Annotated in this window: 22 protein-coding genes; 10 read left to right on the top strand and 12 right to left on the bottom strand. The window is 70.1% G+C overall.

From position 1 onward, the window contains the following. Positions 1-10 precede the first annotated feature (10 nt). Positions 11-949, top strand: coding sequence for a discoidin domain-containing protein (locus AB0F17_RS60835; RefSeq protein ID WP_358044917.1), 939 nt, complete (start codon positions 11-13; stop codon positions 947-949). A gap of 41 nt (positions 950-990) precedes the next feature. On the opposite strand, the gene cydC is transcribed toward AB0F17_RS60835, so the two are convergent. Genes cydC through AB0F17_RS60815 form a run of 4 tightly spaced genes read right to left on the bottom strand, consistent with a single transcriptional unit; the run spans position 991 to position 6,354 of the window. Beyond that, a complete protein-coding gene (cydC, locus tag AB0F17_RS60830; protein ID WP_358044914.1) occupies positions 991-2,757 on the bottom strand; it encodes a thiol reductant ABC exporter subunit CydC in 1,767 nt (588 codons plus the stop codon). After that, positions 2,754-4,421, bottom strand: coding sequence for a thiol reductant ABC exporter subunit CydD (cydD, locus tag AB0F17_RS60825; RefSeq protein WP_358044911.1), 1,668 nt, complete (start codon positions 4,419-4,421; stop codon positions 2,754-2,756). Before cydD ends, cydC begins: the two co-directional genes overlap by 4 nt. Positions 4,422-4,427: 6 nt before the next feature. Next, positions 4,428-5,192, bottom strand: a complete 765-nt coding sequence (locus AB0F17_RS60820; protein WP_358044909.1) for a cytochrome d ubiquinol oxidase subunit II — start codon at positions 5,190-5,192, stop codon at positions 4,428-4,430. A gap of 10 nt (positions 5,193-5,202) precedes the next feature. Then, entirely contained in the window at positions 5,203-6,354 is a 1,152-nt protein-coding gene (locus AB0F17_RS60815) for a cytochrome ubiquinol oxidase subunit I (RefSeq protein WP_358044906.1), read from the bottom strand. A gap of 119 nt (positions 6,355-6,473) precedes the next feature. Between AB0F17_RS60815 and AB0F17_RS60810 the strand changes: the two genes are divergently transcribed. Continuing rightward, positions 6,474-6,809: a helix-turn-helix transcriptional regulator gene (locus AB0F17_RS60810; protein ID WP_358044904.1), complete on the top strand. Its 336-nt coding sequence runs from the start codon at positions 6,474-6,476 to the stop codon at positions 6,807-6,809. Here AB0F17_RS60810 and AB0F17_RS60805 read toward each other — a convergent pair. Then, complete coding sequence (locus AB0F17_RS60805) at positions 6,793-7,455, bottom strand: permease prefix domain 1-containing protein (RefSeq protein WP_358044901.1); 663 nt, start codon at positions 7,453-7,455, stop codon at positions 6,793-6,795. The two genes, AB0F17_RS60810 and AB0F17_RS60805, sit on opposite strands and share 17 nt — an antisense overlap. A 92-nt stretch (positions 7,456-7,547) precedes the next feature. Here AB0F17_RS60805 and AB0F17_RS60800 point away from each other — a divergent pair, with 92 nt between their 5' ends. After that, positions 7,548-7,877 carry a metalloregulator ArsR/SmtB family transcription factor gene (locus AB0F17_RS60800; protein ID WP_358044898.1) on the top strand — a complete coding sequence of 110 codons (330 nt, stop codon included), beginning with the start codon at positions 7,548-7,550 and terminating at the stop codon, positions 7,875-7,877. Here AB0F17_RS60800 and AB0F17_RS60795 read toward each other — a convergent pair. Beyond that, complete coding sequence (locus tag AB0F17_RS60795; protein WP_358044895.1) at positions 7,874-9,208, bottom strand: pentapeptide repeat-containing protein; 1,335 nt, start codon at positions 9,206-9,208, stop codon at positions 7,874-7,876. The genes AB0F17_RS60800 and AB0F17_RS60795 overlap by 4 nt on opposite strands. Before the next feature lie 205 nt (positions 9,209-9,413). On the opposite strand from AB0F17_RS60795, the gene AB0F17_RS60790 reads away from it, so the two are divergent. The 3 genes from AB0F17_RS60790 to AB0F17_RS60780 all read left to right on the top strand — a co-directional run bounded on the left by AB0F17_RS60790 (position 9,414) and on the right by AB0F17_RS60780 (position 12,060). Next, on the top strand, positions 9,414-11,096 hold the full coding sequence (locus tag AB0F17_RS60790) for an ExeM/NucH family extracellular endonuclease (protein ID WP_358044893.1): 1,683 nt from the start codon (positions 9,414-9,416) through the stop codon (positions 11,094-11,096). A 130-nt stretch (positions 11,097-11,226) separates the two neighbouring features. Then, positions 11,227-11,697, top strand: a complete 471-nt coding sequence (locus tag AB0F17_RS60785; RefSeq protein WP_358044890.1) for a hypothetical protein — start codon at positions 11,227-11,229, stop codon at positions 11,695-11,697. A 153-nt stretch (positions 11,698-11,850) separates the two neighbouring features. Further along, positions 11,851-12,060 (top strand): hypothetical protein, encoded by a 210-nt coding sequence (locus tag AB0F17_RS60780; protein WP_358044887.1) that lies wholly within the window; start codon positions 11,851-11,853, stop codon positions 12,058-12,060. Between the two features lie 62 nt (positions 12,061-12,122). Here the strand turns inward: AB0F17_RS60780 and AB0F17_RS60775 are convergent, their stop codons facing one another. Both AB0F17_RS60775 and AB0F17_RS60770 read right to left on the bottom strand, forming a co-directional pair. After that, on the bottom strand, positions 12,123-12,782 hold the full coding sequence (locus AB0F17_RS60775) for a class I SAM-dependent methyltransferase (protein ID WP_358044884.1): 660 nt from the start codon (positions 12,780-12,782) through the stop codon (positions 12,123-12,125). Between the two features lie 46 nt (positions 12,783-12,828). After that, positions 12,829-13,776 (bottom strand): SDR family NAD(P)-dependent oxidoreductase, encoded by a 948-nt coding sequence (locus AB0F17_RS60770; RefSeq protein WP_358044881.1) that lies wholly within the window; start codon positions 13,774-13,776, stop codon positions 12,829-12,831. A 108-nt stretch (positions 13,777-13,884) separates the two neighbouring features. Here AB0F17_RS60770 and AB0F17_RS60765 point away from each other — a divergent pair, with 108 nt between their 5' ends. Further along, entirely contained in the window at positions 13,885-14,538 is a 654-nt protein-coding gene (locus AB0F17_RS60765; RefSeq protein WP_358044878.1) for a TetR/AcrR family transcriptional regulator, read from the top strand. Here AB0F17_RS60765 and AB0F17_RS60760 read toward each other — a convergent pair. Next, positions 14,500-14,874, bottom strand: coding sequence for a hypothetical protein (locus AB0F17_RS60760; protein WP_358044875.1), 375 nt, complete (start codon positions 14,872-14,874; stop codon positions 14,500-14,502). The genes AB0F17_RS60765 and AB0F17_RS60760 overlap by 39 nt on opposite strands. Positions 14,875-15,009: 135 nt before the next feature. Between AB0F17_RS60760 and AB0F17_RS60755 the strand changes: the two genes are divergently transcribed. Both AB0F17_RS60755 and trxA read left to right on the top strand, forming a co-directional pair. Next, positions 15,010-16,620: a DUF6880 family protein gene (locus AB0F17_RS60755; RefSeq protein ID WP_358044872.1), complete on the top strand. Its 1,611-nt coding sequence runs from the start codon at positions 15,010-15,012 to the stop codon at positions 16,618-16,620. A gap of 227 nt (positions 16,621-16,847) precedes the next feature. Then, positions 16,848-17,222: a thioredoxin gene (gene trxA / locus AB0F17_RS60750; protein ID WP_358044869.1), complete on the top strand. Its 375-nt coding sequence runs from the start codon at positions 16,848-16,850 to the stop codon at positions 17,220-17,222. A 43-nt stretch (positions 17,223-17,265) separates the two neighbouring features. Here trxA and AB0F17_RS60745 read toward each other — a convergent pair whose 3' ends face one another. The 3 genes from AB0F17_RS60745 to AB0F17_RS60735 form a co-directional block, all read right to left on the bottom strand. Further along, positions 17,266-18,033, bottom strand: a complete 768-nt coding sequence (locus tag AB0F17_RS60745; protein ID WP_358044866.1) for an SAM-dependent methyltransferase — start codon at positions 18,031-18,033, stop codon at positions 17,266-17,268. Between the two features lie 119 nt (positions 18,034-18,152). After that, entirely contained in the window at positions 18,153-19,499 is a 1,347-nt protein-coding gene (locus AB0F17_RS60740) for a class II 3-deoxy-7-phosphoheptulonate synthase (RefSeq protein ID WP_358044863.1), read from the bottom strand. A 90-nt stretch (positions 19,500-19,589) separates the two neighbouring features. Beyond that, the gene (locus tag AB0F17_RS60735; protein ID WP_358044860.1) at positions 19,590-20,786 is read right to left on the bottom strand and encodes an FAD-dependent oxidoreductase; all 1,197 of its coding nucleotides are present in this window, start codon (positions 20,784-20,786) and stop codon (positions 19,590-19,592) included. A gap of 118 nt (positions 20,787-20,904) precedes the next feature. On the opposite strand from AB0F17_RS60735, the gene AB0F17_RS60730 reads away from it, so the two are divergent. Continuing rightward, positions 20,905-21,984 (top strand): anti-sigma factor, encoded by a 1,080-nt coding sequence (locus AB0F17_RS60730; protein ID WP_358044857.1) that lies wholly within the window; start codon positions 20,905-20,907, stop codon positions 21,982-21,984. Positions 21,985-22,053 lie beyond the last annotated feature (69 nt).

Below are 22,053 nucleotides of genomic sequence, written 5' to 3'. Positions count from 1 at the left end.
AGGAACGATCATGCGTCACCTCACCGCCGCGCTGGCCGTCGCCGCCGCAGTCACGGTCCTGACCGGGCCGGGCGCGCACGCCGTCGCCTCGAAGCAGGACCCTTCGCCCGCCGTCCAGCCGCCCGAACAGGAGCCCGCCTCCGTCACCTCGATCAAGGTCAGACCGGGTAAGTCCAAAGGCACCGGCAGACTGACCCCCATCGCGGGCGCCGACAAGCTCATCGCCCCGCTCGGCGTGGACCCCGCCTGCCCGGCCAAGATCGAGATCGGCATGCGCAGCGACGCCAAGAAGGCCGGGTACGCCGACCTGTCCGTGGAGATCGACCAGCCGCTCAGCGCCTCCCGCTCGATGCTGTCCAGCTACCTGCCGCCCGGCTACGAGCTCGGCGCGAAACTGCTGGTCGCCGTCCCACCCGACACCCCAGAGGGCCCGTACGGCCTGCGCCTGAAGGCCGGAGACCGCACGCTGGCCGTGCCCGTCGAGGTGGTGACCCCGGACAAACTCGACAACGGCGGCAACCTCGCGCTCCGGCGGCAGGTCACCGCCTCCTCCCAGCACGTCAACGCCAACTACCCGCCCTGCAGCATCGCCGACGGCGACACCAGTTCCAACGGCTGGGCCGGGGGCAACGGCTGGAACGACGCCACCGCCAGGGCCTGGCCGGACACCGTGGCCATCGCGCTGGGCAGCGCCAAGCAGGTCTCCCGCGTGGACCTGTACACGCTGAACACCGAACGCTACCCGGCCTCGACCTACGGAGTGCGCGACTGGGACGTCCAGGTCCAGTCGGGCGGCCAGTGGCAGACGGTCGCCCAGGTGCGGGGCAACACCGCCGGCAACGCCCGCTCGGACTTCACGCCCGTCACGGCGGACGCCGTCCGCATCGTCGCGCTGGCCTCGAACGGCGCCAACGACTACACCCGCATCATCGAGGTCGAAGTGCGCTGACACCCACCGGGAGAGCCCTCGCGAGCGGGCTCTCCCGCCGATCACCGCCTGGTGAGGACCTCCGACTCCCAGAGGTCGCGATAGTAGCCCGGCTCGGTGACGAGCTCGTCGTGGTGGCCGCGCTGCACCACCCGGCCGTCCTCCAGCACCACGATCTCGTCCACCTGCTCCAGGCCCTTGAGCCGGTGGGTGACCAGCAAGGTGGTGCGGTCGTGCGTCACGTCGAGCAGGTCGGCCATCAGCGCGTCGGCGGCCTCCTCGTCCAGCGCCTCGGCCGGCTCGTCGAGCAGCAGCACGGGCGGGTCGTACAGCAGCGCCCTGGCCAGGGCCAGCCGCTGCAGTTGCCCGCCGGACACGGTCCTGCCGTCCTCGCCCAGCTCGGCGTCCCACCCGGCCCGCTCGACCCAATCATCGAGCCGAGCATCCCGTACGGCCTGCCGCAGCGCCTCGTCGTCGGCCTCGGGACCGGCGAGCCGCAGGTTGGCGCGCAGGGTGGTCTGGAAGATGTAGGGGTCCTGGGTGAGGCCCGTCATCATGGCCCGTACGTCGTCCGAGGCCAGTCGCCGCACGTCCACGCCGTTGACGCGGATGCTGCCGGACTCGGGCTCGACCAGCCGCATCAGCGCGGCCAGCAGGGTGCTCTTCCCGGCCCCGCTCGGCCCCACCAGGGCCACCCGCTTGCCGGGGGTCAGGGTCAGCGAAACCCCGTCGACGGCCGCCTGCTCCCGCCCGCCGCCCGGCTCCGCGACTGCTTCGGCCGGCTCCGAGACGCGGGGCGCGTGCTCCGCGGCTACGTCGGCCGGCTCCGGGGCGCGGGGCGCGTGCCGTACCACCAGGTCGTTGATCTCGACTGTCAGCGGCGACGCCGGGGCGGGTGACGCGGTGGCCGGCTCGGTGACGGCGGGCGGGGTGGAGCCGACGTCGCGAAGGCGCCTGAGCGCGGCCATGATGCCCGCCAGGCGTTCGCCCGCCGCCGCCAGCGGTAGCACAGGCTCGAAGGCGACCAGCGCGGTCAGGGCGAGGACCGCCGTGGCCACGCGATCGGTCCCCACGGTCTGGGCGAGCAGCACGATCGCCGCCACCGTCAGGCCCTGGACCAGCGTGCCGCCCGCCAGAGCGATGGCGTGGACGCGGGCTTGGCGGCGTTCCAGGTCGGCCAGGGTCTCGTCGGCGGCGCGGGCGCGGGCCAGGGCGCGGTCGCCGGCACCGTAGGCGGCCAGGTCGGCGGAGCCGTGCACCAGGTCGGCCACCCGTTCGGCGAGGGCGGCTCTGGCGGGGGCGATCCTGGCCGACCAGCGACGCGCGGCGGCGGCCGTACCGGCGGGCAGCGCCACGCCCGCCACGACCAGCCCCGCCACCAGGACCAGCGCCGCGACGGGCAGCAGGGTGAGGCCGATGACGACGGCGGCCAGGCCCGCGAGGGCGGCGGCCGCGGCGGGGAGGAGGCAGCGCACCAGGAGGTCCTGGACGGCCTCCGTGTCGTCCACCATCCGGCTGAGCAGGTCGGCGCCGCCGTGCCTGGGCCGCTGAGGCGGGATGAGGGCCTGGTAGAGGCGTTCGCGGGTGCCGGCCTGGGCGCGCAGGGCGACATCGTGGCCGGTGAGCCGCTCGGCATAGCGGAACACGCCCTTGCCGGTGGCGAACGCCCTGGTGGCCACGATGGCGACGCTCAGCGCGGCCAGCGGCGGCTGCCCGGCGGCCCGCGTGATCAGCCACGCCGCGGCGGCGATCAGGCCCAGCCCGGCCAGATCGGCCGCCGCCCCGGCCAGCACGGCCCAGGTGAGCCGGAGTCCCATCCGCCGGTTCATCGGTTCTCCCTCGCGACGGAGCGGTCGGAGATCACTCGACCCTCGTGGATGCGGACGACCCGGTCGGCCAGGTCGATCATGGCGGGCCGGTGCGCCACGATGATCGCGGTACGGTCCCGGGCCAGGTCCGCGGTGGCCGCCACGACGGCCGCCTCGCTGCGGCCGTCGAGCCGGGCCGTGGGCTCGTCCAGCAGCAGGACCGAGGTGTCCGGGCGGCAGAAGGCGCGGGCCAGGGCCACGCGCTGCCGCTGGCCGGCCGACAGGTTCGCGCCGCGTTCGCCCACCTCCGTGTCGTAGCCGTCGGGCAGGGACTGGATGAAGTCGTCCGCGTGGGCGGCGGTGGCGGCCTGCCTTACCTGCTCCGGGGAGGCGGAGGGGGCGCCGAGGCGGATGTTCTCGGCGACCGAGGTGGTGAACAGGTGCGGGCGCTGCGGGACGAAGGCCAGCCTGTCGCGCCAGGCGGTCAGGTTCAGGGCCCGCAGGTCGGCGCCGTCGACGAGGACCCTGCCTTCGGTCGGCTGGATGAAGCCCAGGATGAGGTGCAGGAGGGTGCTCTTGCCGCCGCCGCTCTCGCCGACCAGGGCCACGCGTTCGCCGGGCTCGATGGTGAGCGAGACGTGTTCGAGCGCGGGGTCGTCGCGGCCGGGGTAGCGGACGGTGACGTCCTCCAGCCGGATCGACGGTGTCCCGGAACCCAGCGGCTCTTGTGGCACGGAGGCGCCCACGGGGTCGGCTGAAGAGTCCAGGACGGCGAAGGCCGCGTCCGCCGCCGCCACCCCCTCCATCGAGGCGTGGAACCGGGTGCCCATGGCCCGCAACGGCAGGTACGCCTCCGGAGCCAGCAGCAGCACCAGCAGCGCCGTGGTCAGGTCCAGCGACCCGCCCAGCAGCCGCAGCCCGATCGGCACCGCCACCAGGGCAAGTGACAGCGACGCGCACAGCTCCAGCACCAGCGACGACAGGAACGCCACCCGCAGCGTACGCATGGTGGCGGCGCGGTGCGCGTCGGCCACCTGCTGGATGACCGTCGCCTGGTAGCGGGCCCGGCTGAAGGCCCGCAGCGTGGGCAGGCCGCGTACGACGTCGAGGAAGTGCCCGCCGAGCCGCGACAGCGCGTGGAACTGCTGCTCCGTGACGGCCTTGGTGGTCATCCCCACGAGGGCGCCGAACAGCGGGATCAGCGGCAGCGTGACCAGCACGATGACCGCGCTCGCCAGATCGGCGGCGAACAGCCGGACGAGCACCGCCACCGGCACCACCCCGGCGACGGCGATCGCGGGCAGGTATCCGGTCAGGTAGGCGTCGAGCCCGTCGAGGCCGCGTCCCGTGAGCGTGACCAGCTCACCCGAGCGGTGGCCGGTCAGCCGGGCCGGGCCGAGTTCCTGCAGGCGGGCCAGCAGGCGGTGCCGGAGGGCGGACTTGACGCCCGTCGCGGTACGGCCGGCGAAGATGCCCTGCGTCCAGGCGAGCAGCGCGCGTACGCCCACCACGGCGGCCAGGCCCGCCAGCGCCACGGTCGTGAACCGGCCCGACAGGACTCCGGCCAGCAGCTCCGCCTGCACGAGCACGAGCAGCCCGGCCGCCATCGCCGCGGCGAAGGTGACGGCCAGATGGCGCCGTACCGACTGCTCGGCCCGCATGAGCCGCAGGAGATCTTTGTGCACGAGCCCTCAAAAGAACGACGGGATCCGGACGGCGTTCTTACCAGGACGGAAAGTGCGCCACACCCATACTTGCGCGGCGACCACGATCGGCGCGAACGGCAGCGCCATGACACTGAGCACATTCAGCGTCGCGGCCGGCGCGGTGTGCTCCAGCAGGTACGGCATGCTGCCCAGGAGCACCCCGACGGCGGGGAGCGCGGCCACCGCCCCCGACACGGCCAGCGCGCGGCCCGAGCGGGTGGCCCCGGCCAGGCCGGGGGAGCGCCAGGCCAGGAACGTCCAGCCGTGGAAGGCGAACAGCAGCGTCACCACCACGCCCAGCATCAACCCCACCGGGTTCAGCAGGGACGAGCCGAACCCGGTGGCGGCCGCGTACAGGGCCACGCCCCAGCCGAACGAGAGCCCCAGCGAGCCGACGGTGATCATCAGATCCCAGAAGCCCCGCCAGGCCGAGCCCTCGGCCCGGCGGCGGAACCACAGCCCGGTGTCCCGCAGGATCCAGGACAGCAGCATGGCCACCACCACCGGATACAGCCCGAACAGCACCTCGCCCTCGAGCGAGGGGTAGACGCCGAACAGCGCCCCGGCGACCGCCACCAGCCACACCTCGTTGGCCAGCACGAACGGGGCCATGGCCGCCACCATGCGGTCCCGGCCGGAGACCGACCTGCCCAGCACCGGCAGCAGGAGTCCGACCCCCAGGTCGAAGCCCTCCAGCGCGAAGTATCCGGCCAGCAGCAGGGTGAAGCAGGCGAACCAGATCAGTTCCATCTCTCGGCTCCTAGTAGGTCAGCGCGGGTTCGGGGACGGCGCCGAGGTCGAGGTCACGTGGCCCGCGCCTGATCACCCTGGCGATGAGGACGTAGTCGACGAGCGCCAGCAGCCCCAGCACGGCGGCGAAGGCGACCAGCGAACCCATGATCATCGGCGGGGTCAGGCCGGGCGTCATGGCGTCGGCGACGGTGAGCTTCTCCCAGATCATCCACGGCTGCCGCCCCATCTCCCTGGCCAGCCAGCCCATGATGGCCAGTACGAACGGCAGCGGCGTCATCAGCATGAGCAGCGGATGCGTCCACCGCCAGCGCGGCAGGAAGCGGATCAGCGGCAGCATCAGGAACAGCACGACGAGCGCGAGCAACTGCCCGGCCTCCAGCATGATCACGAGCGGCACCGCCGCCGTGTCGCCCTCGAACTTGCCTTCCTGGAGACCGGCGAACTGCGCGTAGCCGAAGCCGAGGGTCAGGAAGATGCCGATCGAGGCCATGGTCACGCCCGTGCGCAGCGACTTGGTGAAGAACTCCACCTCGGACGTACGGCGGCGCAGTTGGTAGGCGCTCGCCCCGACCAGCACCATGGCCCCGGTGAACAGCCCGGCCCCGATCACGTGCGGGAAGGAGAAGATCAGCGTCTTGTTCGTGAACAGCGCGCCGACGTCGACCAGCTCCATGCGGTCGCCTCTGACGAGGGCTCCGGCCGGGTTCTGCAGGAAGGAGTTGGCCGCCATGATGAAGAAGGCGCTGGCGTACGCGGTGAGCGTCACGAGCCAGATGCACGCCAGGTGCGCCCTTTTGGGCACCCGCCCCCAGCCGAAGATCCACAGGCCGAGGAACGTCGACTCCAGGAAGAACGCCACCAGCGTCTCCATGGCCAGCGGAGCGCCGAAGACGTCGCCCGCGTAGTGGGACAGCCCGCCCCACGAGAGCCCGAACTGGAACTCCATCACCAGCCCGGTGACCACGCCCAGCGCGTAGTTGATGACATAGATCTGGCCCCAGAACCTGGTCAGCCGCTCGTGCAACGGCTTGCCCGCCCGCACCCAGCGCGTGTGCATGATCGCCACCAGCGGCGCCAGCCCCAACGTCAGCACGACGAACAGGAAGTGCAGGCTTCCCGTCACCGCGAACTGCAACCGGGCAAGTTCCAGCGCTTCCATGCGCCGACCCCCTTCATTGTGTCTGCCTACCTATAGACAGTCTACATATAGACAGTCTACATATAGATGGCCTACAGGTAGACTGGCTACATAATGAAGGGCTATCTAAGATCAGAGTCATGAACCCCGACGCGCTGCGCGGCCACATGGACGCTCTGCTGCTCTCCGTGCTGGAGCGCGAGCCGTTGCACGGTTACGCCATCATCGAGGCCCTGCAGGAACGCAGCGGCGGCGCGCTCAACGTGCCGACCGGCACCGTCTACCCGGCGCTGCGCAGGCTGGAGCGGATCGGCTGCCTGGCCAGCGAGTGGGCCACGGTCGGCGGGCGCAGGCGGCGCACCTACCGCCTGACCGATTCGGGGCGGAAGCAGTTGGAAGGGGAGCGGTCGGCCTGGGCCGAGTTCGCGAGTGTGATCGGTGGTGTGCTGCGGCCGAGGGTCACGCAGCCTGGCTGATGCGCAGGCAGCGCGTCGCGCCGTAGAGCTGCAGGCCCCAGAAGGCCGCCGTCACGAGGTTCGCGAGGATGGCGGGCAGGAAGATCTGGGCGCTCTCCTGCAGGCCGGCCCCATAGGAGAGCAGCAGGCCCAGCCCCCCGGTCACCGGCAGCATCAGCCAGACGATGATCCCCAGCGACTTGGTCACCAGCTGCGGCCTGCGGATCCACCGGGTGCCCCGGCCCAGCGCGAACAGCGACAGCCCGCCGTACAGGCCCGTGGACAGCTGCAGGATGTCGAGCCCCCGCGAGGCGGTGTCGTACCAGTCGGGCCTGGCGGCCCAGGCGGCCAGGGAGGTGGTGGGGTAGAAGCGCCAGATCACCGACCACATCAGCACGGTGATCGGCAGGCTGATGACCAGCAGCAGGCCCAGCCGCCGGCCGGCCGCGGCGGTCAGCTCCCGCTGGTAGCTCGGCACGATCTCGGTGATCGCGCCGAACTCCCGCACCGCCAGCCGCTCGGCCTCGGCCCGGGCCAGGCCCTCGGCCTCCAGCGCGTCGGCGGTGTCGGCCAGGCTGTCATGCGCCTCGACGACCAGGTCGCGCTTGGGACCCGGCGGCCCGCACAGGGATTCGCCCAGCTCGGCCACGTAGTCGTCGATGCGCATGTACCTATCTTAGGGAGGGAGATCCTCCTTTGTAATCCGGGACATCCCTGATGGCTTGGTAGGTAGGAAAAGTCCTACATATAGTGGTAGACATGCATATCTCCGCCGACCACGTGTTCACCGCGCTGGCCAGCCCGGCCCGGCGAGAGCTGCTGCGCCTGCTGCTCGACGAGGGCACGCAGCCGGCCGGGCGGCTGGCCGAACGCTTCGAGATGAGCCGCCCCAGCGTCTCGGAGCATCTCAAGGTGCTCAAGGACGCCGGCCTGGTGGCCGAGACCCGGCGGGGCCGGGAACGGCTCTACCGGCTGGAGGCCGCGCCGCTCATGGAGATCCGTGACTGGCTCACGCCGTACGAACGCTTCTGGCGAGAGCGGCCGAGCTCCTTGCCGGACGAGATGGAAGACGACGATGCCCTCGACTAGTGGTGTACGGCGGGTGGTGGGTCGGCGGCGCGTTCCGCGTGCGAGGTCGACGTCCAGAAGAGGGCGCCGACGGTGAGCGCCATCAGCAGGGCGAGCCAGGCCGCCGCCCGGCCCATCCGCATGCCGTACCCCCACAACAGCCACGAAAGCGACAACAACCACCGGCGGCCCGCCTGGCGGCGCATCTCCATCGCCGCGAACGCGAAGTCGGCCGAGGTGTCGACGTCGTCGACCTGGGCGCGTAGTCCGGCGTAGAGGACGGCCAGCCGGTCGGGCGCCGTCAGCCGGTCGGGCCCGGCGGGCGGATCCTGCGCCGTCGGACGGTTGCCCGTGGCCGGATGGCGAGCAGGGTTGTCGCCGGGGGCGGTCCAGCCGCGCATCGTGTGCTCGTCGGCCAGCGCGCTGCGCCGGGAGAACCAGCGCAGCATCGGCCAGCGCAGGCTCACCCGGACCCCTCGCGGGGTCAGCGCGAACGTGCAGTTCTTGACCCGGACCGCGGCCGGGCGGGCCAGCCCGGCGAACCTGCACCCCGACAGGTCGAGGCCGAACAGCGCCAGGTCGGCCGCGTCGACGTGGCGCAGCGAGGTCAGCGTGGACCAGCCGCGCCCGGTCACCATCGCGGGCCCCCGCAGCACCGCCCCCTCCAGGTCGGCCTGGGAGTCGGTGAGCCGGATCGTCACTCCGCCGGCGACCTCCATCCGCCGCAGGTCCACCCGGCCGGACGCGACGGCCACGTCGAAGGTGCCGTCGGCGCGGGCCCGCGAGGCGGACAGCCGGCCGGAGACCGAGAGGTAGGTGTCGGCCGCGAAGTGCGCGGTGTCGAACCCGGCATGGCCGGTGACCTTGCGGAAGGACAGCGTCCGGCCGAACCTGGCGCCGCGGAAACTCGCGCCGTCGCCCAGCATGGCCCCGTCGAACGTGGCGTAACCGTCGAACCTGGCCCGCTCGCACGACAGCCCGTGGCCGAACACGGCCTGGCTGAACAGCGCGTCACGCGACATCACCGCCCGGTCCAGTGAGAGGTGGCCGCGCACCCGGACGCCGTGGAAGGACAGCTCGCGGGCGAACGTGGCCCCGGCCAGCGACACGTTGCCCTCGAAGCGGGCGCCGAAGAACGATGCCAGCCGCTCGAACCTGGCGCCGTCCAGTGACACGTCACCGGTGAACGTCACGCCGGACAGCCGCACGTCGCCGGTGAACGTGACCCGGTCCAGCCGGGTCCGGCCAGGTCTACCGCCCGTCGCCTCGATGATCCTGCCGAGCAGCGGTCCGTTGATCGGCGTGCCGCGCAGGTCCAGCAGGCGTCCGGGGGTAATTTCGTCGAGTGTCACGGCTGCTTCGTCTGGTCGCAGGTGTGCCAGGCAACGGTCGTACGGTTGGCGGGCTATTCCCATACAGGCTGCCGAAGAGGCGCAGGTGACCCAGTCCATGCAGTCTTCATACCCGGTAGCACCCAATGTCAAGGTTGGATGATTTAATGTTCTGGCCACTTTCATGTGGAAATATGTGACCGCAATTAGCTCTAAAGTGCCGGTCATGCATGTTTTAAGCCGAGCTTTTCTCGTCGCGTTCATCGTGGCCGCCGCCCTCCCGGCCACGCCGGCGCTCGCCACACCGGCCACGCCGTGCGACACACCGCCGAGCCGGCGGATCGCGGAGGTGCAGGGCGACGGCGACGCCAGCCCCCTGACCGGGCAGACGGTCACCGTCGAAGGCGTCGTCACCGGCGACTTCCAGCGCGCCGACCAGCTGAGCGGCTTCTTCTTCCAGGACCCGAAGCCGGACGCCGACCCGAAGACCTCCGAGGGCCTGTTCGCCTACGCCCGTGACACGCTCAAGGACGTCGCGGTCGGGGACCGGGTGCTCGTGACGGGCAAGGCGACGGAGTACAACGGGTGGACGGAGCTGTCGCCGGTCACCGCGGTGGACGTCTGCGGCACCGGCTCGGTGGCGGCTCAGCCGTACAAGCTGCCGAGTGACGCGCGGGAGCCCGTCGAGAACATGCTGCTCACCTTCCCGCAGCCGCTGACCGTCAGCGAGCACTACAACCTGGGCCGATACGGCGAGGTCACCGTCTCCTCCGGCGGGCGGCTGTTCCAGCCGACGGACCGGCCCGGCGTGGACGCGGCGCTGAACGCGCGCCGCTCGCTGCTCATCGACGACGGCTCCAGCAGGGAGAACCCGGCCACTCTGCCGCCCATCGTGCGGACCGGCGACCTGGCCGCGGGCATCACCGGCGTGCTCGGCTACGGATTCGGCACCTACCGCCTGCAACCCACCAAGCCGATCAACTACCACAACACCAACCCGCGGCTGCCCCGGCCGTTCCCGGTCGTGGGCAACGTCAAGGTGGCCTCGTTCAACACGCTGAACTGGTTCACCACCCTCGGCTCGCGCGGCGCCACCAACGCCGTGGAGCAGCAGCGGCAGCTCGCCAAGCTGGTGGCGGCGCTGAAGGGCCTCAACGCCGACGCCGTCGCCCTCATGGAGGTCGAGAACAACGGCCAGACGGCGCTCCAGGCGCTCGTGGACGCGGTCAACGCCGAGGTCGGCGCGGGTACGTACGCGGCGCTCCAGCATCCGTACCCCGGCACGGACGCCATCCAGGTCGCGGTGATCTACAAGCCCGCCAGGCTCACGCCCGTCGGCGCGCCGCAGGCGTCGCAGGACGCGGTGTTCAGTCGGCCGCCGCTGATCCAGACCTTCCGCCGGGCGGCGGGCGGCCAGCCGTTCACCATGATCGTCAACCACCTCAAGTCCAAGGGCACCTGCCCGTCCAGCGGCCCCGACACCGACCAGGGCGACGGACAGAGCTGCTGGAACGCCACCCGCGTCAAGCAGGCCCAGACGCTGCTCGGGCTGGTGAAGGACCTGCCGAACCCGGTGGTGCTCGGCGACCTCAACGCCTACGGCGAGGAGGACCCGATCCACACGCTGGAGGCGGGCGGGCTGACCAGCGTGACCAAGAAGTTCGTGCCGGCGCCGCTGCGCTACAGCTACCTGTTCGACGGGCTGGCGGGAGAGCTCGACCACGCGCTGGTCGGCCGGCAACTGCTCAAGCGGGTCACCAGCGCGACGATCTGGCACATCAACTCGGACGAGCCACGCATTCTTGACTACAACACCGAGTACAACCCGGCGTCCCTGTACAAGCCGGACGCCTTCCGCTCCTCCGACCACGACCCGCTCGTCATCGGCCTGACACTGCCGGGCCGCTGACCCTTTCGTCACGGGCGGCCCCGCACACCGCGTGGGCCGCCCGTGACCCTCCTCGCGAACCACGATCCGTGCCGATCTCTCCGCCCTGTTGTTGAATGGTGATCAGCCGGCAAGCGCTCTGGAGGGTGGCATGGTGCTGATCGAGGCGGTCCCGGAGGCGTTACCGAGACAGCGGAGAAGGTGGCCGTTCTTCGTGTGCCTGGCGCTCCTCGCCTCCGTCGTCGCCTACGTCCTGGTGTTCAAGGTCCCCGAGTGGCGCAACGACGAGAGGCTGGCCCGGCTGGAGGAGCGGGTGAGCATGCTCCCGCTCCCGCCCGACACGGAGCCTGGTGACATGGCCGTGCAGGGCACGGTGGGTATTCAGTCGGGTAACAGCAATCATTGCGACTATCTGGTCCGCGTGGCCCTGCTCACCAAGCTGCCCGACGTCGAGATCGCGCGCTACTACAAGTCCGCCGCGATCGAGGGCGTCGAGGGCGCCCAGCTCTTCGGCACCGTGTACGTCAACCCGAGCGGATCATGGCGGGACGGGTTCAAGGGCGTCATCGTGGAGTTCTTCGACGGATATCACGAAGCCGGGTTCGACCGGCGCTGCCACTGACAAGCTTTCGCCCGCGTCCTGCGGGAGACCGTAGCGATCTACCCCGACCCCGCCCACCCCGCCGGTTGCCTGACCATCAGTGCCGCCACCAACGTCACCGTCCAGGACGCCGAGATAGCAGCGTTCCTGCGCGATCTGCGCAACGCCAACCTCGTGGTCTTCCAGGACCGCCTGCGCACCGCTCAGCAGGACGGCGAACTACCCCCATGCGCCGATCCCCGTACGCTGGCCGGCTACTTCGCCGTCGTCATCCAAGGAATGTCGCAGCGCGCCCGGGACGGAGCTGACGCGGGCGAACTCGCCGAGATCGCCGAACTGGCCCTGGCCGCATGGCCGAGACGCGAACCAGGTCCGCCAAGCTGACGCACAGCCCCAAGCGACCGAGGCCGTCCACGCGGCGTACGTACGGCCGGCCTCGGGGATCGCTACGCGAAGGCAACCACGGCATATCTCTCGTCCTGGATGGACCGTCCCCATAGAGCGGGATCGAGGAGTGGCTCGACGCGTGAAGTCCGCACCATCGGGCGCAGCGCCTGTACGAGCCGCTCGGCCTCGACTCCGCCCATCCACGGCATCGCCGCGGTATCTGCTGGATAGGAGTCGTCCTCACTCGGTTCGGCGGTTGCCCAGCGGCCCTCGATGAGCACCAGACGCCCGCCAGGGCGCAGCAGGTCAACCCATCGGCGCAGTGCCTTTTCAGGGGCGGCCAAGGTCCACAGCAGGTGACGGGACAGGATCACGTCGAAGGATGTTCCCGCCTCCGCGGGCGGGCTGCTCGCGTCGCCTACCATCATCACGGCATCGAAGCCGGCCTCGGTGAGCTTGCGGCGGGCCTGCTCGACCATCAGCGGCGCCAGATCCACCCCGATCGGCCGGTGGCCCTGCTCGGCGAGCAGCAAGGACAACGAGCCGGTGCCACAACCCAGGTCCAGGACATCGGCGGGCGAAGAGGGCATCCATGAGCGCACGCGTTCGGCCCACGCCGCTCTGACATGGGGCTCCCGAAGGCCGTGATCGGCCTCTTCATCGAAGGAAACGGCGGAAGCATCCCAGAAAGATGCGATCAAGGAGCTGTTAACCGTCATCGGCAGATCATGTCAGCCGACACCGACAAGACTGCATATCGAGGGGCTACCGGCGGGCGTTGCCGATCATGTCGACGGACACCTGCCAGAGGCGGGCGGCGGCGTCGGGGTTGACGGCGTATGCCGCGAAGCCGCGCCGGAGTCCGGGCGTGTGCGGGGCGGCTGGTTGGCAGTCCTCGAAGTACTGTCCGGTCACGCCTTCGACGAGGGGCGAGGCGGCCAGGAGGGTCGAGGTGGCCGCGCCCTGGGTGATGTTCTTGACCGTCACGCCGTCGCTGGATTCGGGCTCGAATGCTGCGGGTGGGGCGGACATGTGCCGCGACAGGCCGGTGCTCCAGATGCGGCCGGGGTTGAGCGCGTTGACCGTGATGCCATCGTCGGCCCAGCGCCTGGCGGCTTCGACGGCGAACAGGATGTTCGCGGTCTTGGATTGGCTGTAGGCCTTCCACTCGTCGTACGGGTGGCGCTCGAAGTTGATGTCGTCCCAGAGGATGTCCCCGTTGACATGGCCCACGGAGCTCACGACGACGACGCGGGCGTGCCCGGCGGCCGCGAGGGCGTCGTGCAGCCCGACCGTGAGGGCGAAGTGGCCGAGGTGGTTGGTGGCGAACTGCAGCTCCCAGCCCTCGGCGGTACGCCGCTCGGGGGTGGCCATGATGCCGGCGTTGTCGACCAGGATGTCGAGCGGACCCCGCCATGAGGCGACGAAGGCGTCGATCGAGTCGCGGGCCGACAGGTCCAGGAACGCGACGTGCACGCGCGCGTTGCCGGTGGACGCCACGATGTCGGCGGCGACCTTCTCGCCCTGGGCGGTGTCGCGGACCGCGAGGGTGACGTCCGCGCCGGCCTTGGCGAGCGCCCGCGCGGTCTCCACGCCGATTCCCGACGACGCTCCTGTCACGATGGCCTTCTTGGCGGACAGGTCGACGCCCTCGACGGTTTCTTCGGCGGTCGTGGCCGGTCCGAAAGGGGTCGTGACGTGGTCGGTGTTCATGCTGATGTTCCTTCATCTAGAATTAAACGGAGCAGGGTCCGGTTAGCTCCACTATAAGCGGACCCGGCTCCGTTTAAAACGGCGGGTGGACTCTGCAGAAAGCGATCTATGGCCACGAAGGACCCCAGACAGCCCCGAGCCGACGCCCGGGCGAACCGTGAACGGCTCCTGCGGATCGCGACCCGCGCGTTCGCCCGCGAAGGTCCCGGAACCTCGCTGAAGGGCATCGCGAAGGAGGCCGGCGTGGGCATCGGCACCCTGTACCGACATTTCCCGACGAGGGAGGCCCTCATCGAGGCCGCGCACGCGAGCGAGCTCGCGCGGGTCTGCGATTCGGCGGACGAGGTGCTCGGTACGATGCCCGCGGACGAGGCGCTACGCCTCTGGCTCGGACGATGGGTGGACTACCTGACCGCCAAGCACGGCCTCGCGCGGGCTTTGCGCGCCACGGCGGCGACTGACACGAACGCCGTCACCTTCCCGGGTGCCAGGGCTCGCGCGCTCGACGCGGTGAGCCGGCTCCTCGACGCGGGGGTGCGCGACGGTGTGCTCCGGCAGGGCGTCGAGCCACTGGACGTCCTGGTCGCCGCGCACGGCGCGGCCATCGCGGCCCTGGACCCCGATCAGGTCGAACGTCTGCTCAACTACCTGCTGGACGCCCTCCGCACCGGAAGGCTGGAGGGCACGGAGAACATCGATGCTCGGTCGCCGGCGGATCCGGCATCAAGCGAGACGATCGAGCAGGCGGCCGAAGACGCCTGAATCATCACACTCGATGGAGTATCCGTAGGTGATCGGCTGCTTGCCGGTGTGCCGCCTCTTCGGGAATCGGCGCATGTTCGTGCCGTGTCTGAAGTCGGCGGGGATCGATAATCCCGCCAGGTCGAACAGCCGGGTCAGGTCGGTCTCTGGATGGACCATCACCGCGATCACGTTCGACGGCGTGCGTCGCCGGTTGAGATAGACGACTACGCCTCGGTCGGGTTGTTCCAGTTCGCAGTAGTACTTCACCACGTGCGTGAGCTGGAAGCCGTACTGGTCGGCGACGGTGAGGAGAGATTTCTCCAGATCGCTCAGCGGATGTCGATCGATGTCCACAGCGCTTCCTCTCTGGACGGATGAGCCAGTGGCACTGTTCAGGGAATCGATCTTCTGGCAGAAGGCGTGCGCCCACAAGCCCGGGCAGAGCACCGACTTCAACCGGTGGGAGTTGATTGCGGAATAATCGAGGTCATGGCGCTCATCCAGGTTGACGAGGAAGCCGTACGGAGCCAGGTCGGCGAGTCGGTGTTCGCTGAGGCTCTGGCGCTGGCCGCTGACGGCAAGGTCGCGGGGTTGACCGAGAAGGGAGCATCGGTCGCCGCGCTGGTGAGTGGGTATTCGGTGACGGTCACTTTCACCGCGAGCGGGATGCGCGCGGTATGCGAGTGCCTGGATCCCGAGCTGTGCGCCCATGCGGCCGCCGCGGCGGTGACCTGGGTCCGGATGGGTGATGTGCAGCCCGCGCCTGACCTGTACGCGCTGCTGCGAACTCAGGACTCCGACTGGTTGGCCCGCCGCCTCGCCACTCTGGCCGCGGCGGATTCCACGCTCGCCGACCGGCTGTGGACCGAGCTCGCGGAGACCGTCATCGGCGAGGAGCCGGCCGACCTTCTCGCTGACCTGGAAGCGGTCATGGGGGACCTGCTGGCCGAGGCCGAGGATGAGGGCAACTCCTGGTACAAGGGGGAGTGGTATCCCGATCTCGAGGACCTGGAGGAGGTCCTCGACGAGATCGACGACCTGATCGAGCCGTCACCGGACACCGCTCGCGAGCTGATCGTCCGCGCGATCGACCTCATTGAGGAGGCGCTGGACACCGGTGAGATCTACGGTGGCCAGCTCGTCGACGATCTCGGACGCGTTCAGGGCATGCATCAGGAGGCTTGCCTGGCCGGCTCGCCCGACCCGGTGAAGCTGGCAGAGTGGCTGATGGGCAAGGTACTGATCAGCAACTGGTGCACCTTCGAGAGCTCGCTGCCCGGTTATGCTCGCGCGCTGGGTGCTCTGGGCCTGCGCCGCTGCCACGAGTTGCTGGACGGTGCCATCGCAGGCAGAGTCCCCGACTACAAGCTGAGCACGCTGCGCGAGTCGCTCGCCCGCGCCGAGGGCGGCACCGACGCCGCGGTCGCCATGCTCGCCCAGCGGGTCGCCAGCAGCCGGGACATCGCGAGGATCGCTCATCTCTTGATCGGCGAGAGTCGTCACGACGAAGCCTTGCGCTGGATCGATCAGGGGATGGGCCGCTACGGCCGCGATCAGCACCTCCTCACGCTCGCTCTGGACTGCCATCAGCACGCCGGACGGACCGAGCAGGCGCTCGAGACCCGGTGGCAGCTCTTCACACTCTCACCGTCCACGCACACCTATCAGAGTTTGATCGATCAGGCCGGCCCGGACGCGGCACCGTGGAAGGCGAAGGCCATCACGCACCTTCGCTCGTCGGCCGCCATGGCCCATACGCTGGCCGAGGTGCTGCTGGTCAACGGGGACGCGGCGGGCGCCTGGGAGGTTCTCCAGGCCTATGAACTCGGCTCCGACCTGCGCATGCGCGTGGTCGACGCCCGTGCTGAGACTCACCCGCAGGACGCCATCCCGGTCTACCAGGAACTGGCCGAATCCAGCGTCAGCCGGGCCAGCAGACCCGGCTACCAGGAAGCGATCCAATACCTCTTCACCCTGCGGACCCTGTTCGAGCGCGCCGGAAGGCGGACCGAGTTCGCCTCCTACGTCGCCCGGCTCCGCGCCGCCCACCCCGGCAAGAAGGCCTTCCACCTCCAACTGGACGGTGCGGGCTTTCTGTAACGCCACCACGCCCCTGCCGGGCAGTGCTCCGCGAGAGCGTCCGGCGCGCCGTGACGACCGGCTGAAACGCCCCGGCCTCGTTTCCCGATGAACTGCACGCTGACAGGTCGCATGCCGTGCGGTCCGCCCGTGACGGGGACATGGAATGCTGGTGGCAGGTACGTGGTTGACAGGTTTGCACCTTGAGATGACATACCGACTTCACTCGACGATACGAGGAGCCACTGGTGGCGAGCATCGAGGTAACCGAGAAGAACTTCAACGACATCGCCGATAAGGGGATTGTCCTGCTCGACTTCTGGGCCGAATGGTGCGGCCCGTGCAAGATGTTCGGGCCGATCTTCGAGAAGGCGTCCGACAAGCACGAGGACATCACCTTCGGCAAGATCGACACCGATGCGGAGCAGGCGCTCGCCCAGGGCTTCGACATCAGCTCGATCCCGACGCTCATGGCGATCCGGGACGGCATCGTGGTCTACGCGCAGCCCGGCGCGATCCCGGCGCCCGCGCTCGACGACCTGATCAGCCAGGTCCGCGCGCTCGACATGGAGGCGATCAGGGCCGAGCTCAATGAGGAGCTGAAGGGCGCCGAGCAGAACTGACCGCACCACGAAGCCCCGCCGCACCAGCGGGGCTTTTCTCGTTCTACGGCTTGCGGCCGATTCCCGCGTAGCCGACGTTGGTGGCGGCCTCCAGCAGCGGTTCGTCGGCGTCGGGGCGCCAGTCCTGGGGGTAGACCAGGCCGGGCTCGGCCAGTTCGTAGCCGTCGAAGAAGCGGGCGATCTCCTCGGGCGTCCGGAGGTTGAGCGCCGCCGTCGCGCGCTCGTAGATCTCCAGCGCCTGCGGGGTGGTGTCGGGCTTGGCGTCCACGGCGTGGCTGACAACCAGGTAGCTGCCCGTCGGCCCGGCGTCACGGAGCCTGCCGACGATGCCGTACGCGGCCTCGTCGGGGAGGAAGTGCAGCACCGCCAGCATGAGGAACGCCACCGGCCGGCCGAAGTCGATCGTCTCGCCCAGGATCTCCAGCAGCGCGCCGGTGTCCCTGATGTCGGCCTCCACGAAGTCCACGTTCGCGCCCGTCAGCAGGGCCCGCCCGTGCGCGCACACCACGGGGTCGTAGTCGACGTAGACGACGTGCGCCTCGGGCGCGATCTCGTGCGTGTTGCCCTGGGTGGGCAGCCCCGCGCCCAGGTCCACGATCTGCTCGATGCCTGACTCGACCAGATGGCGTACGGCCCGGCGGAGGAAGGCGCGGTTGGCCCTGGCGGACTCCCTGGTATCGGGGAACAGCTTCAAGATCTGCTCGGCCGCGGCCCGGTCGGCGGCGAAGTTGTCCTTGCCGTCCAGGAAGTAGTCATACATCCGGGCGATGTTGGGCACGCTCGGGTCCACGCCATCCGGGGCGCTGTCCACGATCTCTCCCGATAGTTGAGGAATTCTCATCTTTGTCAGGGTGATCCTAGGAGATGGCGGCCGGGCATGGCCGAAGAATGCTCTGGCAGCCCCGGCCCTACCGGGGCTGCCGGCCGTACTCAGCTGGAGCGGTAGAGCTCGGCCACCCGGAACGCGAGGTCGAGCGACTGGCCGCGGTTGAGCCGCGGGTCGCAGGCCGTCTCGTAGCGGCGCGAGAGGTCGTCTTCGACGATCTCGTGACCGCCGCCCACGCACTCCGTCACGTCGTCGCCCGTGAACTCGATGTGGATGCCCCCGGGATGCGTGCCGAGCGCGCGGTGCACCTCGAAGAAGCCCGTCACCTCGTCGAGCACGTCGTCGAGCCGGCGCGTCTTGTGGCCGCTCGGCGCCTCCCACGTGTTGCCGTGCATCGGGTCGCAGATCCAGGCGACCTGCGCGCCCGCCGCGGTGACCTCCTTGACCAGCGCGGGCAGGTGCTCGCGGATCTTGGAGGCGCCCATGCGGGTGATGAACGTGAGCCGTCCCGGCTCGTTCTCGGGGTTGAGCTTCTCGACCAGCGCCAGCGCCTCGGCGGGCGTGGTGGTCGGGCCGAGCTTGACGCCGATGGGGTTGCGGATGCGGGCGAAGAAGTCGACGTGCGCGCCGTCGAGCTGACGGGTGCGCTCGCCGATCCAGACCATGTGCGCCGACACGTCGTACGGCTTGCCGGTCCGCGAGTCGATACGCGTGAGCGCCCGGTCGTAGTCGAGGATCAGCGCCTCGTGCGAGGAGTAGAACTCGACCGTGTGGAACTCCTCCGGGTCGGCCCCGCAGGCGCGCATGAACGCCAGTGCCTGGTCGATCTCCCTGGCCAGCTGCTCGTAGCGGCGACCGGCCGGGGACTCGCCCACGAAGTCCTGGTTCCAGGCGTGCACCTGGCGCAGGTCGGCGTAGCCGCCCTTGGTGAACGCGCGGGCCAGGTTGAGCGTCACGGCCGAGGAGTGGTAGGCCTTCAGCAGCCGCCACGGGTCGGGGTTGCGCGACTCGGGGGTGAAGGCGAACCCGTTGACCATGTCGCCCCGGTAGGCGGGCAGCTCCAGGCCGTCACGCGTCTCGGTGCCCTTGGACCGCGGCTTGGCGAACTGCCCGGCCACGCGGCCGATCTTCACCACCGGCACCTTGGCGGCGTAGGTCAGCACGATCGCCATCTGCAACAGCGTCTTGAGCTTGTTGCGCACATTGTCGGCGGTCGCTCCGGCGAACGTCTCGGCGCAATCACCGCCCTGCAGCACGAACGCCTCGCCTCGCGCGACAGCGGCCAGTTGCTCCTTGAGCTGATCGCACTCGCCGGCGAAGACGAGTGGGGGCAGGCCGCCGAGCTCGGCGACGACCTTCTCGAGCTCGCTGCGGTCGGGCCAGTCAGGCTGCTGGGCCGCCGGCAGGGCTCGCCAGGAATCGAGTTCCTCGGGATTGCTCAGTGCGCTCACGACATACGAGGGTATGCTACCGGCCCGCGGTCGCCGACCCCGATGTCCACGTTGTGAGAACGGCCGCGTATCCGGACGGACCGGACGGGGTCAGCGTTCGGGCGTCATCACGTGCTCCGGGCGCACGCCCAGGCCGAGGAAGCGACGGACCACCCCGCTGACCAGCGGATTGCGCGGCAGATTGCCCGGGATGCGGGGCGGGCCTACCTGACCGTTGATTGTCGGGCCGATCAGCCGGTCCTGCGCCACACGCTGCACGGCCTGCGTGACCCTGGTGGGCAGCAGGCGGCGGCGTTGCAGCCGGTGCAGCAGAGCCTCCGGGACGGGTCGGCCCGCCCCCAGCGGCGCCGCCAGCAGGTTGGCCGTGGCGACCGCGTCCTGCACCGCCAGGTTGATGCCGACGCCGAACATCGGTGACATCGCGTGCGCCGCGTCGCCGATGGCCAGGAACCCGGGCCGATACCAGCGGCGGAGCCGGTTGATCGCCACGGTGAGCATGCTGACGTCGTCATAGCTCGTGATCTGCCCGATGCGGTCCCCGAGCCACGGCAGCAGCCGCGCCGCCGGCTCGCGGAACGCGTCGATGCCCCGCTCGGCCAGCCGGTCGAAGCCGCCCTTGGGAATGATGTAGGCGAGCTGCCAGTAGGTCTCCCTGTTGATGCCGACCATCATGTGGCCGGTCGAGATCCGCAGGAACGTCTGGTCGGGGTCGCTCTCGACCCGCGGCAGCCGGAACCACAGGACGTCCATCGGCGCGCCGAACTCCTGCGGCACCAGCCCGGCCGCCGCGCGCAACGTCGAACCGCGGCCGTCCGCGGCCACGGTCAGCTCCGCCCTGATCTCATGCTCACCCGATTTATCGCGATATCGCAGCCCACGCGCCGCGCCGCCCTCGCGGATCAGGCCGGTCGCCTCTGCCTCCATGAGCAGGCGGAACGTCGGATACTTCTGGGCCGCTGACGTGATGAGCTTCAGGAAATCCCACTGCGGGACGAACGCGATGTAGTCGTACTTGCCCGGCAGCCCACGCAGGTTCGCCAACTGGATCGGCCCGTCGTCGGTTATCAGGGCCGCCCCGTACGCCTTGCGGTGGGGGAGCATCAGGAACTCCTCCACCAGCCCCAGCTCGTCCAGCACCTGAAGTGTCGATGGATGGATCGTGTCGCCACGGAAATCACGCAGGAAGTCGGCGTGCTTCTCCAGCAGGGTCACCTCGACGCCTGCTCTGGCCAGCAAGAGGGCGAGCATCGCGCCCGCCGGTCCGCCGCCCGCTATTACACAGGACATATTTCATCACCCGATGAGATTGTAGCTCTCTGTGGAGAAATGCATAGACCATCTGCCATCCGAAACGCCCGAGACGCCGAAGTAAGGGCGTGAACCCCCGAGCGACGTGGAGTGCGATATGAGCAAGGAGCTCCACACCTTCTCCGGCGCCTATGCCGTGCACGCGCTGCCGGACAGCGACGGGGTGCTGTTCGAAAGGCATATGAAGGAGTGCCCGGCGTGCCGGGCGGAGGTGCGGCGCCTCCGCGAGACGGCCGTCCTGCTCGCACTCGCGATCGCCGAAACACCGCCCGCCGCCCTGCGCGCCCGCGTCCTCGCGGCCGTCGCCGGGGTACGGCAGGAGCCTGCCGACCGGGTACGGCCACTACCCGCCGACGACGCCCCCACCGTCTGGCACCCCCGCCGCCCGGGATCGCCCCCAGCCGTCTGGGACGCGAGCCGCCCCGCCGAGAGCCCGTCTCCATGGGACGTGACCCTCCGCGACGCGAGCCGCCCGCCTGGTGACGTGACGGTCTGGAAGGCGGGACCGCCGCGTGATAGCGCGACGGACCGTGACACGGGACGGCGGCCGGACGAGGCGACGGTCCGTGAGGGGGTGCCTGGGGGCGATGGTGGGCGGTCTCAGGAGCGGGTCGTCTCCGGCGATCCGGCCACGATCCGGATCCCGTCCGAGAGCCCGGTGGCCCCCGAGATCGCCGCCGCGTCCGAAGGCGTCGTCGTGCCGATGCGGCGCCGGCGGGGGCGGGCGGTGGCGGGGCTGGCCGCGGTGTCCACGGCGGCGGCCATCGCGCTCGGCGTCGTGGTGTTCGACGCCCGCCGCGACCTGGGTGATCTGCGGGCCAGGGACGGCGAGGTCGCCGCGGTCCTGGCCGCGCCCGACGTCACGACCGTACGGCAGCCGATCACCGCGGGCGGCAGCGGCACCGTCGTGGTCTCGCGGGTCCGGGGGCGGATGGTGTTCACGTCGTCGGGCCTGCCGGAGCTGCCGCGGTCCAGGGTGTACGAGCTGTGGCTGATGGGCCGGGACGGCATCCGCCCAGCGGGGCTCCTGAACCAGCGCCCGGACGGCGTCACCACGCCCATGCTGGCCACCGCGGCCAAGGGAGACGAGCACGTCGGCCTCACGGTCGAACCGGCGGGCGGCTCCGAACAGCCCACGACCCAACCGGTCCTGTTCGCCGAACTCCCCACGACCTGACCCGCACCACACGGGCTGGGCTTCCAGAACGACGCCCAGCCGTACGGCGGGACGCTGGGGACGTCCCGC

Source organism: Nonomuraea sp. NPDC026600 (genome assembly GCF_040638335.1).
GTDB lineage: Bacteria > Actinomycetota > Actinomycetes > Streptosporangiales > Streptosporangiaceae > Nonomuraea.
The sequence above is the reverse complement of the archived record's forward strand: the minus strand, read 5'-3'. Positions and strand labels throughout refer to the sequence as shown.

What these genes read in the sequence shown, in the direction of transcription:
- AB0F17_RS60820 (WP_358044909.1), bottom strand. Translation starts at nt 5,192, where the DNA reads ATGGAACTGATCTGGTTCGCCTGCTTCACCCTGCTGCTGGCCGGATAC.
- AB0F17_RS60735 (WP_358044860.1), bottom strand. Translation starts at nt 20,786, where the DNA reads ATGTCCTGTGTAATAGCGGGCGGCGGACCGGCGGGCGCGATGCTCGCC.
- AB0F17_RS60785 (WP_358044890.1), top strand. Translation starts at nt 11,227, where the DNA reads ATGGTGCTGATCGAGGCGGTCCCGGAGGCGTTACCGAGACAGCGGAGA.
- AB0F17_RS60755 (WP_358044872.1), top strand. Translation starts at nt 15,010, where the DNA reads ATGGCGCTCATCCAGGTTGACGAGGAAGCCGTACGGAGCCAGGTCGGC.
- AB0F17_RS60790 (WP_358044893.1), top strand. Translation starts at nt 9,414, where the DNA reads ATGCATGTTTTAAGCCGAGCTTTTCTCGTCGCGTTCATCGTGGCCGCC.
- AB0F17_RS60765 (WP_358044878.1), top strand. Translation starts at nt 13,885, where the DNA reads ATGGCCACGAAGGACCCCAGACAGCCCCGAGCCGACGCCCGGGCGAAC.
- AB0F17_RS60810 (WP_358044904.1), top strand. Translation starts at nt 6,474, where the DNA reads ATGAACCCCGACGCGCTGCGCGGCCACATGGACGCTCTGCTGCTCTCC.
- AB0F17_RS60805 (WP_358044901.1), bottom strand. Translation starts at nt 7,455, where the DNA reads ATGCGCATCGACGACTACGTGGCCGAGCTGGGCGAATCCCTGTGCGGG.
- AB0F17_RS60835 (WP_358044917.1), top strand. Translation starts at nt 11, where the DNA reads ATGCGTCACCTCACCGCCGCGCTGGCCGTCGCCGCCGCAGTCACGGTC.
- AB0F17_RS60815 (WP_358044906.1), bottom strand. Translation starts at nt 6,354, where the DNA reads ATGGAAGCGCTGGAACTTGCCCGGTTGCAGTTCGCGGTGACGGGAAGC.
- AB0F17_RS60775 (WP_358044884.1), bottom strand. Translation starts at nt 12,782, where the DNA reads ATGACGGTTAACAGCTCCTTGATCGCATCTTTCTGGGATGCTTCCGCC.
- AB0F17_RS60800 (WP_358044898.1), top strand. Translation starts at nt 7,548, where the DNA reads ATGCATATCTCCGCCGACCACGTGTTCACCGCGCTGGCCAGCCCGGCC.
- AB0F17_RS60730 (WP_358044857.1), top strand. Translation starts at nt 20,905, where the DNA reads ATGAGCAAGGAGCTCCACACCTTCTCCGGCGCCTATGCCGTGCACGCG.
- cydC (WP_358044914.1), bottom strand. Translation starts at nt 2,757, where the DNA reads ATGAACCGGCGGATGGGACTCCGGCTCACCTGGGCCGTGCTGGCCGGG.
- AB0F17_RS60770 (WP_358044881.1), bottom strand. Translation starts at nt 13,776, where the DNA reads ATGAACACCGACCACGTCACGACCCCTTTCGGACCGGCCACGACCGCC.